The sequence below is a fragment of the Anaeromyxobacter dehalogenans 2CP-1 genome (assembly GCF_000022145.1).
GTDB lineage: Bacteria > Myxococcota > Myxococcia > Myxococcales > Anaeromyxobacteraceae > Anaeromyxobacter > Anaeromyxobacter dehalogenans.
Genome location: NC_011891.1, coordinates 580455 through 596342, shown reverse-complemented (window position 1 = coordinate 596342; position 15888 = coordinate 580455). Strand labels below are relative to the sequence as shown.

Here is a 15888-nt window from a genome sequence, read left to right as displayed (position 1 = left end):
ACAATGAGGGGATCCCCAGCTCCGGTGCGTCCCACATGAACCTCCGTGTCCTCCCCGCGCTCGCCGCCGCGAGCCTGTCCCTCCTCGCCGCTCGCGCCGGCGCCGCCGACGCGCCGTGGGAGGGCGCGCCGTTCTCCGCCGACCCGAAGGCGATGCTCGCCGCCGCCCAGGCGCTCGCGCCGCCGAAGGCGGCCGGGGTGGACGTGCTGCTCGAGGAGGGCCGGTTCCGCTACGACGCGCGCGGCGCGCTCACGCTCGAGCACCGGCTGGTGTTCCGGCTGCTGACCGCCGAGGCGGCGCGGAGCTGGTCGCGGGTGGAGCGGTCCTACGCGCCCTGGCAGCAGGCGCGCCCGGAGCTGCGGGCCCGCGTGATCACCGCGCAGGGCGAGGTGCACGAGCTCGACCCGTCCACGCTCACCGAGCAAGGCGTCGCCGACCGCGCCGATCTCATGTACTCCGACCGGCGCGCGGTGGCCGGGCCGCTGCCGGCGGTGCGGGCCGGCTCGCTGGTCGAGGAGCTGATCGTGGTCCGCGACACCGCGCCCGCGTTCGACGGCGGCACGAGCACGCGCTTCTTCCTGGCGCAGGCGCTGCCGGCGCGGCGGATCCGCGTGGAGGTGGCCGCGCCCGCCGGGCTCCCGCTGCGCTGGGTGGTGCGCGGGATCGACGCCGCGCCCAAGGAGACGAAGGACCGCGGCGAGCGCCGCCTGGTGATCGACCGCCGCGACGTGCCGGGCTGGACCGCGGTCGAGCCGGGCGCGCCGCGCGACACGCCGCCCGCGCCCTACCTGGCGTTCGGCTGGGGCCGGTCCTGGGCCGACGTGTCGGCGCGCTACGCGGCCACCTGGGAGCGCCAGCTCGCGGGCAGCGACCTCGCCGCGGCCGCGCGCGAGGCGCTCGGCGAGGGCAAGGCGCCGGATCGCGCCGAGGCGGTGCGCCGCGTGGTGGCCTGGGTCCACCGCAGCGTGCGCTACACCGGGCTCGAGCTGGGCGAGGCGGCGCTGGTGCCGGCCACGCCCACCGAGGTGCTGAAGCGGCGCTACGGCGACTGCAAGGACCTGTCGCTCCTGGTCGCGGGCCTGCTGCGGGCCGCCGGCCACGACGCGCGCCTGGCGCTGGTGCGCACCGACTGGCACGAGGTGAACCCCGAGCTGCCCGGCATCTCGCAGTTCGACCACGTGGTGGTGCGGGTCGAGGGCTCGCCGGCCATCTGGGTGGACGCGACCGACCCGTACACGCCGCCCGGCGTGCTGCCGCCCGCGGTGGAGGGGCGGCTGGCGCTGGTGACGCCCGGCGGGCGCGAGCTGGTCCGGACGCCGGAGCGCGCCGCGGCCGACAACCGGGTGCGCATCGTGCGCGAGCTGTTCATGGCGGAGAGCGGGCGCGGCCGGATCCGCGAGACGCGCGAGCTGGTGGGCGCGCTCGCCGCCAGCGAGCGCGCGTTCCGGGAGCGGATCCCGCCGGAGCGGCGCGACGAGGTGGCCGAGCACTACGCGAAGGAGGTGCTCCGCGCCGCCGAGGTCCTCTCCGCCACCACCGAGGGCCTCGACGATCCGTCGGCCCCGCTGCGCCTGGTGGTGGACGCGAAGGAGACCGACGCGGTGCGCACCGCCGACGACGAGGCCGCGCTGCCCGTCACGCCCGACCAGGTGTTCGACGCGCTGCCGGGCTTCCTCACCGGCGATCCCGAGGGCCACGCCGCGGCGCCGGCGAAGCGCACCGCCGACCTGCTCCTGGTGGTGCCCTACCAGTGGGAGGTGACCTACCGGATCCACGCGCCGGACGGCTTCCAGCCCCGCCCCCTGCCGGCGAGCACCACCGAGCGCTTCGGCCCGGCCACCTACTCGCAGGCGTACGCGCTCGAGCCGGACGGCACCGTGACGGCCACCTTCCGGCTCGACACCGGCGGCCGCCGCCTCTCCGCGGCGGACGCGGCCCGGCTCGGCAAGCGCGCCCGCGAGGTGGTGCGCGGCGGCTCGCCGGTGGTCGCGCTCGACCGCACCGCCGCCGCCCTCCTCGCGGCGGGCAAGGTGCCCGAGGCGCTCGCGGAGATGCGGCGCCTCGCGGCGCTCCATCCGAAGGAGGCGCTCCACCACGTCCAGCTCGCCGCCGCGCTGGTCCGGCTCGGGTTCTCCGAGCAGGCCGCCGCCGAGGTCCGCCAGGCCATCGCGCTCGAGCCGGACAGCGCCTGGGCGCACCGCATCCTGGGGTGGATCCTGCAGCACGACGCGGTGGGCCGCTACCAGGGGCCGGGGCACGACCGCGCCGGCGCGCTCGCCGCCTACCGCAAGGCGAAGGACCTCGACCCGGATCACGCCGGCGGTCGGGCCGCGCTCGCCGAGCTGCTCGCGCGCGAGGCGAACGGCGCGCCCGCGGCGACCATCGGGGAGGCCATCGAGGAGTTCGAGGCCATCCGCTCCGACCTGCACGAGCAGGCCTTCGACGGCCCCTACCTGCGCACGCTGTTCGACGCCGGCCGCGACGCGGACGCCGAGAAGCTCGCGCGCGACGTTCCGCGGGGGCGCGAGCGCGACGCGCTGCTCCTCGCCGCGGTGGCCATGCAGCGCGGCGCGCCCGCCGCCGAGGACGAGGCGCGCGGCATGGGCGAGGGGCGCCGCGACGCGCTCCGCGACGCCGCCCGCCTGATGGTGGGGCGCCGCAGCTACGCGGCCGCCGCGGCGCTCGCGGGCGCGGCGGCGCAGGGGGCGCCGAACGCGGCCGAGATCCGGCAGCAGGCCGACCTGTTCCTGGGGCTGAAGCCCTGGGAGTCGCTCGCGCCGCAGGGCAGCGAGGCGGCCCGGCTGGTGAAGCGCCTGTTCGTGGTGGCCCTCCGCTCCCCGGAGCCGGGCAAGGAGCTGCCGGGCATGGTGGCCCGCGCGCGCCTCGGGCCGGAGCTGGCGCGGATCGCCGACCAGGGGCTGGGCGGGCCGGTGGCCGGCGCGCGCCGCTCGCTGCACGAGCAGGGCATCCCGCCGGACGTGCTGCTCGACCTGGTGCTCTCGCGGGTGGAGATGCTCGAGGACGGCGATCCCCGCGCGGCGGTCCGCGTCCGGGTCCAGTTCCCGTTCACGCCGGGTGACGGACGGTCGGCCGTGTTCGTGGTGCGGGACGGCAAGGAGCCGAAGGTGCTCGCCACCGACACCGCCTGGCCCATCCTCGGCGCGGAGGCGCTCCGGCTGGCCGGCGCGGGAGACCTCGCCGGCGCGCGCCGCTGGCTGGACTGGGCGCGCGAGACGCTCCCCGGCGCGGAGTCGGATCCGTCCACCCCGGCCGGCGTGCTGGCGCGGCTGTGGCGCCCGGGCGCGGAGGCCGGCGCGCCCGAGGTGCGCCGCGCCGCCGCCGCGGTGCTGGCCTGGGCCGACGAGGCCGGGCGGACGCTGCCCACGCTCTCCGAGGCGCGCGCGCAGGCGGCCGATCCCGCCGAGCGCCGGGCGCTCGGGTTCGCGCTGGCGCAGGCGTACCGCGCCGCCGGCAAGCGCGAGGACCAGCTCCGCGTCGCGCGCGAGCTGCTCCAGGACGACCCGGCCTCGCGCGAGGCGTTCGCGCTCGGGGCGGTGGCGCTCGCCGACCTGAAGCGCCCCGCCGACCTGGAGGCCCTCGCCGCCGGCGTGCTGCAGCGCCTGCCCGACGATCCCGAGGTGCTGGGGCTGCTCGGGAACCTGCGGCTCGGGGCCGGGAAGGTGGACGAGGCGGCGAAGGCGTTCCGCCGGCTCATCGACGCCGGCAAGGCGAGCCCGCTCGTGCTCAACAACGCCGCGTGGCTGGAGCTGTTCCGCGCCACGCCGGGCAAGGACGCGCTGGACTGGGCGCGCCGCGCGGTCGAGGGCGAGCGCGGCCAGAACCACCCCTCGCTCAACACGCTCGCGGCCATCTACGCCGCGAGCGGCCAGCCGGCGGAGGCCCGCGAGGTGTTCCTGCGGTCGCTCGACGTGAGCGGCGACGCGCTCGAGCCGGCCGACTGGTTCGTGTTCGGCCGGATCGCCGAGGCCTGGGGCGTGCCCGAGGCGGCGCGGGCCGCCTACGCGCGGGTGGCGCCGGATCCGCTGGATCCCACCGCCCCGCACGCGCTCGCGCAGCGCCGGCTGGCGCTGCTCGGCCCGGCCCCCGCCGTCCCGGGCGCCCCGGCGCAGCCGGTGCCGGCGGGCCCCGCGCCGGCGGCCGCGCCGGTCGTGAAGCCCGCCGGGCCCGCGCCCGCGCCCGCGCCGTCGGCCGCGCCGCCACCCGCGCCCGCCACGCCCGACGGCGCGAAGCCGGGGAAGAAGGCGCCGGCGCGGAAGAAGCCGGCGCCGCCCGCCCCGAAGGCGCCGGCGGCGGGCGAGCGGCCCGCCTAGCCGGCGCGTCACACTGTTCGTGAACTCCGTCCCGGGCGGGGGCGCATCGTCGCGCGGCAACCACGGACCTTGCGTCCGGCCGCACGGGCCGCGAGAGTGGCCTGTCCATGCTCGCCGTCGCCGGCCGCCCCGCCGCCCGCGTCGCCGCCGCGCTGCTCGCGCTGGCGCTCTCCGGCGGCGTGCGCCTGCTGCCGGCCGGGCCCGTGTCCGGGCCGCACCGGTGCTCGTGCCGGTCCCACGGCGAGGATCACCTCTGCGCCTGCGCGGTCTGCAACGCCCAGGCGCGCCGGGCGCGGAAGGCGGCGCGGCCCGAGGACCTGCCCCCCTGCCACCGCGACGCGGCCCGCCGCGCGGCGGCGCAGGAGGAGGCGCGGGCGCGGCGCGCGGCCCTGCCCGGCCTCCTGCCGACCTGCGGCGACCCGGAGGGCGGCCTGGCCGCCCCCGGCGCGCTGGATCCGTTCGCCGTCCCGGCCCGGCCGGCGCTCGCGCTGGCGGAGTGGCGCACCACGCCCGCGGCCCCGGCCGCGACGGCGCCGGAGCGGGCGCCGCGCCCCGCCGTGCCGCCGCCCAGGCCGTCCGCCGTGCGCGCGCTCTGATCGGGCGCGCCCCGCACCATCACGAACCGTGAACCTGCGGCCGCGGCCGCCGGCGCGAGCCGGCGTGCGCGCGGCGGACGTGTACCCGTCTGTCCGGAGGACCGATGTCCAGGAACTGGAAGCTCGCGCGGCTCGTGGCCGCGCTGACGCTCCTCCCCGCGCCCGGCGCGGCGGAGGAGCCCGCGGCGGAGCCGCGGACCGAGGTGCTGCTGGAGGAGATCGTGGTGAAGTCGCGGCGCGAGCCGCGCGCCGACGGGCTGGAGGTCCGCGAGGTGCGCGAGACGCCGGCCCGGGACCTGGGCGAGGCACTGGAGCAGACGCTCGGCCTCGGCAAGGTCCGCAAGGCGGGCATCGCCAGCGACGTGGTGCTGCGCGGCCTGAAGCGCGACGACGTGAACGTGCTGGTGGACGGCACGCGCACGCACGGCGCCTGCCCGTCGCGCATGGACCCGCCGGCGTTTCACCTCGACTGGGCCGAGGTGGACGGCGTGGAGGTGCGGCGCGGACCGTTCGACGTGAGCCAGCCGGGCGGGCTCGGGGGCGTGGTGGACGTGCGCACCCGCGGCGCGCGTCCGGGGCCCGGCGCGGAGGTGAACCTGGGCGCGGGCTCGTCCGGCGCGATGGAGAGCAGCGCCGTCGCGTCCTACGGCGGCGGCCGCGCCTCGCTGCTGCTGGGCGGCGCGTTCAAGCGAAGCGACCCGTACCTCGCCGGCGACGGGCGGAACATCACCGAGGTGATCCCGGCGACGAGCACCGGCCGCTACCGGGACACGTCGGATCACCAGACCGCGTACGACGTCCGGAGCGGCTGGGCCAAGGTGGGCCTGACGCCGGCGGAGGGGCAGCAGCTCGAGGTCGCCTACACGCGCCAGGAGGCGGACGACGTCCTGTACCCGTACCTGCTCATGGACGGCATCCGCGACGACACCGACCGGGTGAACGCGACCTGGCGCGCCGGCGCGCTCGGGCCGCTCGCGTCGGCGCGGGCGCAGCTCTACTGGACCCGGGTGGCGCACGACATGGACGATCGCGACCGCTGCAGCTCCGCGGCCGATCCGGCCGCCTGCGCCGGCGGCCTGGCCGAGGCCTGGTCGATGCGCACCGAGGCGCGCACGCGCACGCTGGGCGCGAAGCTCGAGGCCGGCCTGGGCGGCGCCGACGCGGCGGTCGAGGCGAGGATCGGGGCCGACCTCGTCGTCCGCAACTGGGACAACGAGACCATCCGCGTGCGGCGCGCCATGCCCGGCCAGCCGTACGTGGGGGAGGCGTCGATCCCCGACGTCACCCAGACCACCGGCGGCGCCTACGCCGAGCTGCGCCACGCGCTCGCGCCGTCGGTGCGCGCCACCGCCGGCGCGCGGCTCGACGTGGCGGAGTCCTACGCCGGCGTGGACCGCCGCGACTTCTACGCCACCTGGCGGCCCGACACCACGCCGGAGCGCTCGCGCACCGACCTGCTCTTCGCCGGCAACGTCCAGCTCGACTGGGACGCGGCGCGCGGCCTCACGGTGTTCGCCGGCTACGGGCACGGCACGCGCCTGCCGGATCCGCAGGAGCGCTACATGGCGCTCGCGGGGCTGATGGGGAAGCCGGCCTGGGTGGGCGACCCGTCGCTCCGCCCCACGCGCAGCGACGAGCTGGACGCGGGGCTGCGCTTCACCGCCGACCGGCTGCTCGCGAAGGCGCAGGTGTTCCACGCCTGGGTCGAGGACGAGATCACGCTCGTCCCGCTCGCGCTCGCGAGCGGCGCGACGGCCAGGACCTACGCCGGCGTCAGCGCGCGCCGGGTGGGCGGCGAGGCCTCGGCGCGGCTGGCGCTGCCGCTGCGGCTCCACGCCGGCGCGGCGGTCGCGTACGTGTGGGCCCGCAACGACACCGCCGGGACGCCGCTCGCCGAGGTGCCGCCGCTCCGCGCGAGCGCGTCGCTCCGGTGGGACGACGGCCGCTTCTTCGCCGAGGCGGAGGAGCAGTGGGCGGCGCGGCAGGACCGCGTGGACCCGGCGCTCGGCGAGCGGCCCACCGCCGCGTGGTTCATCACGAACCTGCGCGCCGGCGCCGGGTGGCGCGGCGTGAAGGCGTTCGTGGGCGTGCGCAACCTGCTCGACAAGACGTACGCCGAGCACCTGTCGTACCTGCGGGACCCGTTCGCCGCCGGCGTGAAGGTGCCGGAGCCGGGGCGGACGCTGTACGCGAACGCGCAGTGGACGTTCTGACGGGGCTGCGCCCCGCCCCGCGGAGCGACGCTCCGCGGGGCACCTTGCTGCGCGGGTTCCGTCGACCTCGTGCGCCCGCCTTCGCGGGCTCGCACGAGGTCCCCGCGGGCGCGGCGCCGCCGCGCGGCCCGTTGCCGGGATCAGCGCGCGGTGAGCGCGTCGGCGGTGACGAACCGGGGCGCGATGTCCACCGGCAGGTCCTCGATCCGCGCGAGCGCGCGCGCCACCTCGGGCCGCACCACGCCCAGCTTCTCCAGCATCGCCTTCGCGCCGGCGCGGTCGCCCCTCGCCTGGATGGTCATGATCTCGCGGGTGAGCCCGGCGACGGCGTCGCGCATCTTCGCGGCGTCCACCGCGAACGTCCCGTCCTTGCGCGCCACGATCGCCCCGTGGTCGAGCAGCCAGTTGAGCTGGATGGCCATGCCCTTGCCGTGGGCCTCGTTCAGGCCGAAGCGGATCGAGCGGAACGCGCCGCACAGGAACGTGGGGTAGAGCGTGGCGCGCATGCGCCGGTCGAGCTTGCCGTCGTCGAGCAGCTTCTCCAGCGCGAACAGCCCGGCCACGTCGGCCTTCGCCTCCTCGAGCGCGCTGTAGGTGTCGGCCAGCGCGGCGCGGACCGTGACCTCCTCACCGTTCACCTTCGCGTGGTGCGGGCCGAGCCCGTGCACCAGCTCGTGCATGAGGATGTGCGTGAAGAACGGGTCGAACGCGACGTGGGCGCGGTCGGCGGGCGAGAGCAGCCGGCGCGCGACCGGCAGCAGCACCTTCTGGAACTTCGCCTCCTGCACGTTCTTCAGCATCACCCGCTTCGACCCCATGGTCCGGGTGACCCACTCGTCGTTGGGGAGGTTGTAGGCCGCGGTCTGCACGCCCTTCGCGGCGTCGCCGCCGGCGTAGACCTCGTTGACGACGCGGATGGGCGCGAGCGCGCCGATCTTCGGGTTCTTGAACGCCGCGTCGATGGGCAGCGCGTCCTCGATGCCCTGGAGCTCGGCGGCGAAGCGGGCCACCTTCGCGGTCTCGGCCTCGTCCCGCACCCCGATGAACGCCTCGAACGCCGCCTTGGCGTTGAACCAGCCGTCCTCGTAGACCTCGTACGGCCCGATGGTCGGCTCCACGGCCGAGTCGAGGCGCATCCAGGCCACGTCGGAGTCGCGGTAGGCGTTGCCGACGAACGCGGCCGCGCGCGCCTCGAGGAACGTGCGCAGCCCGGCGTCCTGGGTCGCCGCGGCGGCCTCGCGCAGCAGCGCCGCCGCCCGCGCCAGCTCGCCCTGGTACTCGAGGCTGTAGGGCACCGCCACGAGCTTGCCCGCCGCGTCGCGGCGGACCGTGGTGAAGAACCCCATGGCCCGGTCCTTCTCCTCCGGCGCGAGCCCGGCCGCCCAGCGCTCCACCTCGTCCTTGCCGGCGCCCGCAGGGTAGAAGTTCGCCTGCTGCGGCTTCTCCGGGACGCCGGGCAGGAACGCGCGGTCCTCCTCGAGCCGGTCCCACGGCCCCTTGTTGCGCAGGAACAGGCGGAGCCGCGCCTCGCCGAGCGGGCTGCGATCGTCGACGAGCCGCAGCAGGAGCGCCTCGTTGCCGGCCCACACCTGCCGCAGGAACAGCGCGTCCATGATCCGGCCCGCCTCGACCAGCTTCGCGAGGGCGGTGCGCTCGGACGCGGGCAGCTTCGAGAGATCCACCTTCAGGTCCACCGGCGCGAAGCGGGCCTCGGCGCGGCGGAGCGCGGCGACGCCGGGCGGCGCGGCCTCGGCGGCGCGCGACGCGCCCGGCACCGCTGCGGCCAGGGCCGCGATCGAGGCGAGCAGCGAGGTGGAGAGGTTGCGGACGGCGTTCATGAGGGCTCCTCCGGGAGGCCCATGTTCTACACCGGCGCCGGGGCGCCGGGCGGGCCGGCGGGCGGTCGCCCCGGTGAGGTCGCGGTCGGTCGCCTTGACCTCCCCGCGCGGCCCGGCCTTTACTGATCGCGTGGCGCTCCCGGAGCCCAGCATCGGCCTGCTCGTCCTCCTGGCGCGCCACGGCATCCGCGACGTGGTCGGCCCGCGCGCCGGGCGCCACCGCCTGACCGTGCAGCAGTTCTGGGCGCTGTACTGGCTCCTGCACCAGCCCGGCCTCGCGCCCGGGGAGCTCGCCGCGGCGATGCTGCTCGACCCGCCGGCCGGCTCGCGCCTGGTGAGCGAGCTGGCGAAGCGCAAGCTGGTCGAGGCGCGGCCGGACCGCGCCGATCGCCGCCGTGCGCGGCTGTTCCTCAGCGAGAAGGGCGAGCCGCTGGCGCGCCGGGTGGCCGAGGACGCCGCGCGCTACCACGCCGAGTCGCTCCGCGGCATGGAGCCCGCCGAGGTGGAGGCGCTGCGCTCCGGGCTGCGCAAGCTCATCGACAACCTGGCCGAGCTGGCCGGTGCGCCCGCCCAGCCCGCCGCCGCACGCCGGAACGGCCGCGGCGCGCGCGCCGGCTGACCGCGGCGCGCGCGGCGCCCCGGACATTTCCCGCGCCGCCTGGATTGGCGCGGTCAACACTCACGGATGGTCAATTCACGCCTTGCGGGCTCCCCGCGCGGTCCCGCACGCTCCGTGCGCGTGGATCGGGTTCTGCGCCCCGGATCCGCTCGGCCGCGCGGGCGAGGCCGGATTTTTTTCGATCCCGGAGCGCGCGCAAATTTTGTACCCGACCGGACAGGTCAATGTTGCGTCGCGGAGTCCAGAAATGCCATTTTTCGGGGGCTCCGTGCGCTTCTGTCCGGGTCGGCGTTGACGCCTGTCAATTCTGGACGCGTCCGCTCGGTGCGCGCTGGCGCGCCTGCGGTCATTCGTCCCACCGGCCCCTCCGCAAATCGTGCGCCGCCGGGAATCCCGTTTCCTTCCGCAATTTTGCCGCGTTGCAATTCCAATCCGGGGCGCTAGTCTCGCGCGCACCCGGAGGACGGAATGGACAATATCGGCTCCCAGATGATCAGCGGCCCGGAGACCAAGGGCGTCTCTCGCCGTGACTTCATCAAGGTGTGCAGCGTCGCTGCCGCCGCCGTCGGCCTGCCCGCATGGGCCGGCGAGAAGATGGCGGAGAACGTCGGCAAGAAGAAGCCGTCGGTCGTCTGGCTCCACTTCCAGGAGTGCACCGGCTGCACCGAGTCGCTCCTGCGGACCAGCCACCCGGACGTCGGCGCGCTGATCCTCGACCTCGTCTCGGTCGACTACCACGAGACCTTGTTCGCCGCGGCGGGCAAGCAGATCGAGGCGGCGCTCGAGACCGCGAAGAAGGCGGGCGGCTACGTGCTCGTGGTCGAGGGCGCGATCCCGAAGAAGGACGACGGCATCTACTGCATGGTCGGTGGCAAGACCGCGGTGGACTCGCTGGTCGAGTGCGCCGAGAAGGCCGCGGCGGTGATCTGCATCGGCTCCTGCTCGAGCTGGGGCGGCGTGCCCTCCGCGGCGCCGAACCCGACGCAGGCGGTGGGCGCCCCGGAGATCCTGAAGGAGAAGGGGATCAAGAAGCCGGTGGTGACGCTGCCCGGCTGCCCGGCGAACCCGTACAACCTGCTCGGCACCGTGCTGCAGTTCGCGACGTTCGGGACGCTGCCCAAGCTGGACGAGAAGGGCCGCCCGGCGTTCGCGTACGGCCGCGTGATCCACGAGGACTGCCCGCGGCGCCCGCACTTCGACGCCGGCCGCTTCGCGCAGGCCTACGGCGACGAGGGCCACCGCAACGGGTGGTGCCTCTACAAGATCGGCTGCAAGGGACCGCAGACGCACGCGAACTGCTCGCTGCTCTCGTTCTGCGAGGTGCCGGGCGCGTGGCCCATCGGCATCGGCCACCCGTGCGTCGGCTGCACCGAGCAGGGCATCGTCTTCAACGTGCCCATCAACCAGAACCTGCCCATCGAGCACCCCACCGCCCCGATGGCCTACCCGGCCATCCACCCCGAGCACGGGGTGGTGGGCGGCAGCCCGGTCGCGGTCGGCCTGGGCGGCGCGGTGATCGGCGCCCTGGTCGGCGCGGGCGTGGTGGCCTCCCGGAAGATGGCCGCCGCCGACGACGCAGACGGGAAGGAGTAGCGGCGATGACCATCTCTCGACGAGACCTGCTCAAGGGAGCGGTCGCCGCGGGAGCCGCCGTCGCCATCCCGGCCACGGCGGAGGCCCGGCACGAGATCGAGCCGCTCCCCGACGCGGTGGGCATGCTGTTCGACTCGACGCTCTGCGTGGGCTGCCGCGCCTGCCAGAGCGCCTGCAAGGCCTCGAACAAGCTCCCCGAGGACAAGGTGGAGGCGAACGGCGGCGTCTACGACGCGCCGAACGACCTCAACAGCACCACCAAGAACGTCATCAAGGCGTTCCCCGCCGGCGACGTGCAGCACTACATGAAGCAGCAGTGCATGCACTGCGTCGATCCCTCCTGCGTGTCCGTCTGCATGCTGGGCGCGCTGCACAAGGAGGGCGAGGGGAAGCGCGACTTCAAGGGCGAGAAGAAGGGCACCGGCATCGTCCTCTGGGACAAGTGGACCTGCGTCGGCTGCCGCTACTGCCAGATCGGCTGCGCCTTCAACGTCCCCAAGTTCGAGTGGTTCGAGGCGTTCCCGGCCATCGTGAAGTGCGAGCTGTGCCGGCACCGGCGCGACGAGCAGAAGACCGGCCCGTACGCGGTCGCGAACCCCGCCTGCTGCGAGGTCTGCCCGCGCGAGGCGGTCGTCTTCGGCTACCGCAAGGACCTGCTCGCCGAGGCGAAGCGGCGCGTCGCCGCCGACCCGCAGCGCTACAACCCGCACGTCTACGGCGAGCACGACGGCGGCGGCACGCAGGTGCTGTACCTCGCCGCGGCCGGGGTCCAGTTCCACGACCTCGGCCTGCCCGACCTCCCCGAGCGCTCGCAGGCCGAGTTCTCGGAGAGCGTCTCGCACGCGCCGTACCTGCACGGCGTGACGCCGGTCGCGCTGTACGCGGCGATGGCCTTCGTCATCAACCGCAACAAGAAGAAGGAAAAGGCCGCCGAGCACGGCGAGGAGGGCAAGCGATGAGCGGCCACGACCACCCGCAGGCCATCGGGGGGAAGATGCTCGACCCCCTCATGAAGATCCTGCTCGCCGTCTTCGGCGTCTCCGCCGTGGTGATGGCGTACCGCTTCGTGATGGGCGTCGGCGCGGTCTCCAACATGACCGACGGCTTCACCTGGGGCATCTGGGAGCCGATCAACGTCGTCGTCTTCACCGGCATCGGCGCCGGCGCCTACGGCGTCGGGCTCCTCTGCTACCTGCTCAACAAGGGCCAGTACCACGGCCTGGTGCGGCCGGCGGTGCTGCTCGGCGCCATCGCGTACACCCTGGGCGGCAGCTCGATCATGATCGCGCTGGGCCGCTACTGGAACGCGGTCACGCTGCCCATCGTCCCGTGGTGGAACCTCAGCTCCGCGCTCCTCGAGGTCGCCGTCTGCGTGATGATGTACGTGATGGTCCTCTGGATCGAGGTGCTGCCGGCGGTCTTCGACGGCGCCGCCCAGAGCAAGTCGCCCCGGTGGTCCGCGGTCGGGAAGAAGTGGGGCGCGCGCATGGCGAAGGCGATGCCCTACATCATCGCGCTCGCCATCCTGCTCCCCACCATGCACCAGAGCTCGCTGGGCGGCCTGTACCTCATCGCCGGCCCGAAGCTCCACCCGCTCTGGCACACCGCGCTGCTCCCCACCCTCTTCCTCGTCTCCTGCCTGTCCATGGGCTACGGCGCGGTGGTGGTGCTGGTGAACATCCTGCGGCTCAACTGGAACGCGAAGCAGGACCAGGCCCTGTTCGCCAGCATGTCCAAGGTGAACGCGGGGTTCCTGCTGCTGTACGTGGTGCTCCGGCTCGGCGACGTCGTCCTGAACGGCAAGCTCCGCTTCCTCGGCGCCGACTTCGCCACCTTCCTGTTCGTGGTGGAGATGGCCCTGTTCATCGCGCCGGCGGTCATGTTCGTCATGCCCGGCGTGCAGCGGAACCGCGGCAAGCTGTTCGGCGCCGCGCTCCTGGCCCTGCTCGCCGGCGCCGTCTACCGCGCCGACACGTACATGACCATGTACCGGCCGGCCGGCTGGACCGCCGACGGCAAGTCCATCGCCGCGGGCTGGGACTACTTCCCGTCGCTCGGCGAGACCGTCGTCACCGTCGGCATGGCCGCGGTCGGCATGGCCATCTTCATCTTCATCTCCCGCCTGTTCCCCGTCGTCGTCGTCGACCAGGGGAAGAAGTCCACGATCGGCCGCGGCGAGGTCCGGGCCGCTTCCGGCCACTGAGGGGTGCCTAAATGAGCAAGCTCATCACCATCGACCCGGTCACGCGCATCGAGGGTCACCTCCGCATCGACGTCGAGGTCGACGGCGGCGCGGTCAAGAACGCCTGGTCCTCGGGCACCATGTGGCGCGGCATCGAGACCATCCTCCAGGGCCGCGATCCCCGCGACGCCTGGATCTTCACGCAGCGCATCTGCGGCGTGTGCACCACCGTGCACGCGATCGCCTCGGTGCGCAGCGTCGAGAACGCGCTCGGCCTCGAGATCCCGCTGAACGCGCAGCTCATCCGCAACCTCATCGTCACGGCGCACACGCTGCACGACCACATCGTGCACTTCTACCAGCTGTCCGCGCTGGACTGGGTGGACGTGACCAGCGCCCTGAAGGCCGACCCGGTGAAGGCGGCGCAGCTCGCCGAGTCGATCTCCAGCTGGCCGGGCAACTCGAAGCACGAGCTCGCGGCGGTGAAGGCGCGCCTCGAGGGCTTCGTGAAGGCCGGCCAGATGGGCATCTTCACCAACGGCTACTGGGGCCACCCGGCGATGAAGCTCTCGCCGGAGGTGAACCTGCTCGCGGTCGCGCACTACCTCCAGGCGCTGGAGATCCAGCGCAAGGCCAACATGGCGGTGGCGATCCTCGGCTCGAAGACGCCGAACATCCAGAACCTGGCGGTGGGCGGCGTCGCCAACGCCATCAACCTGGACAGCCCGGCCGCGCTGAACATGGAGAAGCTGTACCAGGTGAAGACCCTCATCGACGAGGTCGCCACCTTCATCCAGCAGTGCTACCTGCCCGACGTGGCCGCCATCGGCGGCTTCTACCCGGACTGGTTCAAGTACGGCGCGGGGGTGACGAACTACCTCTCGGTGCCCGAGCTCCCGCTGGACGAGAAGATGTCGAAGTTCGACATCCCGGGCGGCGTGCTCTGGAACGGCAAGCTCGAGGTCGCGCACAAGATCACGAGCTGGAACGACGACTACCTGAAGCAGAACGTGACGGAGTCGATCGCGCACGCCCACTACGACGGCGCGTGGGCCAAGGGGCCGTGGGAGGAGGACGACAAGCCGAAGTTCGCCGGTGAGTGGAAGCACGAGACGCCGGCGCCCGACCGCTACACCTGGGTGAAGGCGCCGCGGCTCGAGGGCAAGGCGGTGCAGGTCGGGCCGCTCGCCTGCGTGCTGGTGGGCCTCGCCTCCGGCCACGAGCCCACCACCCGGTGGGCCACCGCGGCCATCGGCGCGGTGAAGGCGGTCCACAAGATCGACCTCACCCCGGCCCACCTCCACTCCACGCTCGGCCGCCACGCGGCGCGCGCCATCCGCGCGGCCATGATGGCCGAGATGGCCCAGAAGCAGTGGAAGCTCCTGGTCGAGAACATCGGCAAGGGCGACACGCGCATCTGGGTGGACCCGATGGCGAACCTGAAGCCCGGCATCTACAAGGGCGTCGGCTTCCACGAGGCGCCGCGCGGCACGCTCTCGCACTGGTGCGTGATCGAGGCCGACAAGAAGGGCATGAAGCTGAAGAACTACCAGGCCGTCGTGCCCTCGACCTGGAACGCCGGGCCCCGCGACGCGAGCGGCGCCCTCGGCCCCTACGAGAAGTCGCTCGTCGGCAACCCCATCGCCGATCCGAAGCTGCCGCTCGAGGCGCTCCGCACGATCCACTCGTTCGACCCATGCCTCGCCTGCGCGATCCACACCGTGGACGCGGAGGGTGAGGAGATCTCGCGGGTGAAGGTGCTGTAGCTTCCTGCGTCGAGTGGTACACCCGATCCCGTCCTCGACCGCCGAGGACGGGATCGGTCTTTTCGGAGGCCCCGCCGCGCGGGGAGGAGGCCCGGGGTGGCGCGCATCGCGGTGTTCGGCATCGGCAACGTGCTCACCGGCGACGACGCCGTCGGGCCATACGTGGTGAAGGTGCTGGAGGCGGGCTGGGAGCTGCCCGGCGTCGAGGTGGTGGACGCCGGCACGCCCGGCCTCGACCTCACCGCCTACTTCGCGGGCCTCGACGCGGCCGTCCTGGTGGACGCGGTGAAGGCGCGCGCCGCGCCGGGCGAGCTGCGGACCTACTCGCGCGAGGACCTGGTGAAGCGCTCGCCGGTGCTGGCCGTGAGCCCCCACGAGCCCGGGCTGCGCGAGGCGGTGATGAACGCGGAGTTCATGGGCGTGTGCCCGGCCACGGTGCGCCTGGTGGGCGTGGTGGCGGAGCGGACCGATCTCGGCTGCGCGCTCTCCCCGGCGGTGCAGGCGGCGGTGCCGGCGGCGGTCGAGCAGGTGCTCTCCGAGCTCCGGGCGCTGGGCGTCGCGCCGCGACCCCGCGACCCACCCGCCGAGCCGGACCTGTGGTGGGAGAAGGGCCGCGCCGGCTAGCGCCGGGCCCGCCCGCAGGGAATGCGCGACGGGCAAGCGGACGTTGATCGACCGGGTGGCCGCCGCGCGTTGCGGCGGCGAAACGCGCGGCGGTAAGCTCGCGCCGCCCCAGCACGGAAGGCCGAG

Annotated in this window: 10 protein-coding genes; 9 read left to right on the top strand and 1 reads right to left on the bottom strand. The window is 74.6% G+C overall.

What is annotated here, in order from left to right:
- Window positions 1–35 precede the first annotated feature (35 nt).
- The 3 genes from A2CP1_RS23910 to A2CP1_RS02550 all read left to right on the top strand — a co-directional run bounded on the left by A2CP1_RS23910 (window position 36) and on the right by A2CP1_RS02550 (window position 7140).
- The gene (locus tag A2CP1_RS23910; RefSeq protein WP_012631919.1) at window positions 36–4331 is read left to right on the top strand and encodes a DUF3857 domain-containing protein; all 4296 of its coding nucleotides are present in this window, start codon (window positions 36–38) and stop codon (window positions 4329–4331) included.
- A 107-nt stretch (window positions 4332–4438) separates the two neighbouring features.
- Window positions 4439–4927 carry a hypothetical protein gene (locus A2CP1_RS02555; protein WP_012631918.1) on the top strand — a complete coding sequence of 163 codons (489 nt, stop codon included), beginning with the start codon at window positions 4439–4441 and terminating at the stop codon, window positions 4925–4927.
- Between the two features lie 104 nt (window positions 4928–5031).
- Window positions 5032–7140 carry a TonB-dependent receptor gene (locus tag A2CP1_RS02550; protein WP_012631917.1) on the top strand — a complete coding sequence of 703 codons (2109 nt, stop codon included), beginning with the start codon at window positions 5032–5034 and terminating at the stop codon, window positions 7138–7140.
- A gap of 140 nt (window positions 7141–7280) precedes the next feature.
- On the opposite strand, the gene A2CP1_RS02545 is transcribed toward A2CP1_RS02550, so the two are convergent.
- Window positions 7281–8978 carry a dipeptidyl-peptidase 3 family protein gene (locus A2CP1_RS02545; protein WP_012631916.1) on the bottom strand — a complete coding sequence of 566 codons (1698 nt, stop codon included), beginning with the start codon at window positions 8976–8978 and terminating at the stop codon, window positions 7281–7283.
- Window positions 8979–9072: 94 nt separating this feature from the next.
- Between A2CP1_RS02545 and A2CP1_RS02540 the strand changes: the two genes are divergently transcribed.
- The 6 genes from A2CP1_RS02540 (at window position 9073) to A2CP1_RS02515 (ending at window position 15762) form a co-directional block, all read left to right on the top strand.
- Window positions 9073–9597 carry a MarR family winged helix-turn-helix transcriptional regulator gene (locus tag A2CP1_RS02540; RefSeq protein WP_245529964.1) on the top strand — a complete coding sequence of 175 codons (525 nt, stop codon included), beginning with the start codon at window positions 9073–9075 and terminating at the stop codon, window positions 9595–9597.
- 468 nt (window positions 9598–10065) lie between these two features.
- A complete protein-coding gene (locus A2CP1_RS02535) occupies window positions 10066–11190 on the top strand; it encodes a hydrogenase small subunit (RefSeq protein WP_012524585.1) in 1125 nt (374 codons plus the stop codon).
- A 5-nt stretch (window positions 11191–11195) separates the two neighbouring features.
- On the top strand, window positions 11196–12149 hold the full coding sequence (hybA, locus tag A2CP1_RS02530; protein ID WP_012631914.1) for a hydrogenase 2 operon protein HybA: 954 nt from the start codon (window positions 11196–11198) through the stop codon (window positions 12147–12149).
- Complete coding sequence (locus A2CP1_RS02525; protein WP_012631913.1) at window positions 12146–13393, top strand: Ni/Fe-hydrogenase cytochrome b subunit; 1248 nt, start codon at window positions 12146–12148, stop codon at window positions 13391–13393. The genes hybA and A2CP1_RS02525 overlap by 4 nt, the downstream gene beginning before the upstream one ends.
- Before the next feature lie 11 nt (window positions 13394–13404).
- Window positions 13405–15138, top strand: coding sequence for a nickel-dependent hydrogenase large subunit (locus tag A2CP1_RS02520; protein WP_012631912.1), 1734 nt, complete (start codon window positions 13405–13407; stop codon window positions 15136–15138).
- Window positions 15139–15234: 96 nt separating this feature from the next.
- Window positions 15235–15762: a hydrogenase maturation protease gene (locus A2CP1_RS02515; RefSeq protein WP_012631911.1), complete on the top strand. Its 528-nt coding sequence runs from the start codon at window positions 15235–15237 to the stop codon at window positions 15760–15762.
- The last annotated feature ends 126 nt before the right edge of the window (window positions 15763–15888 follow it).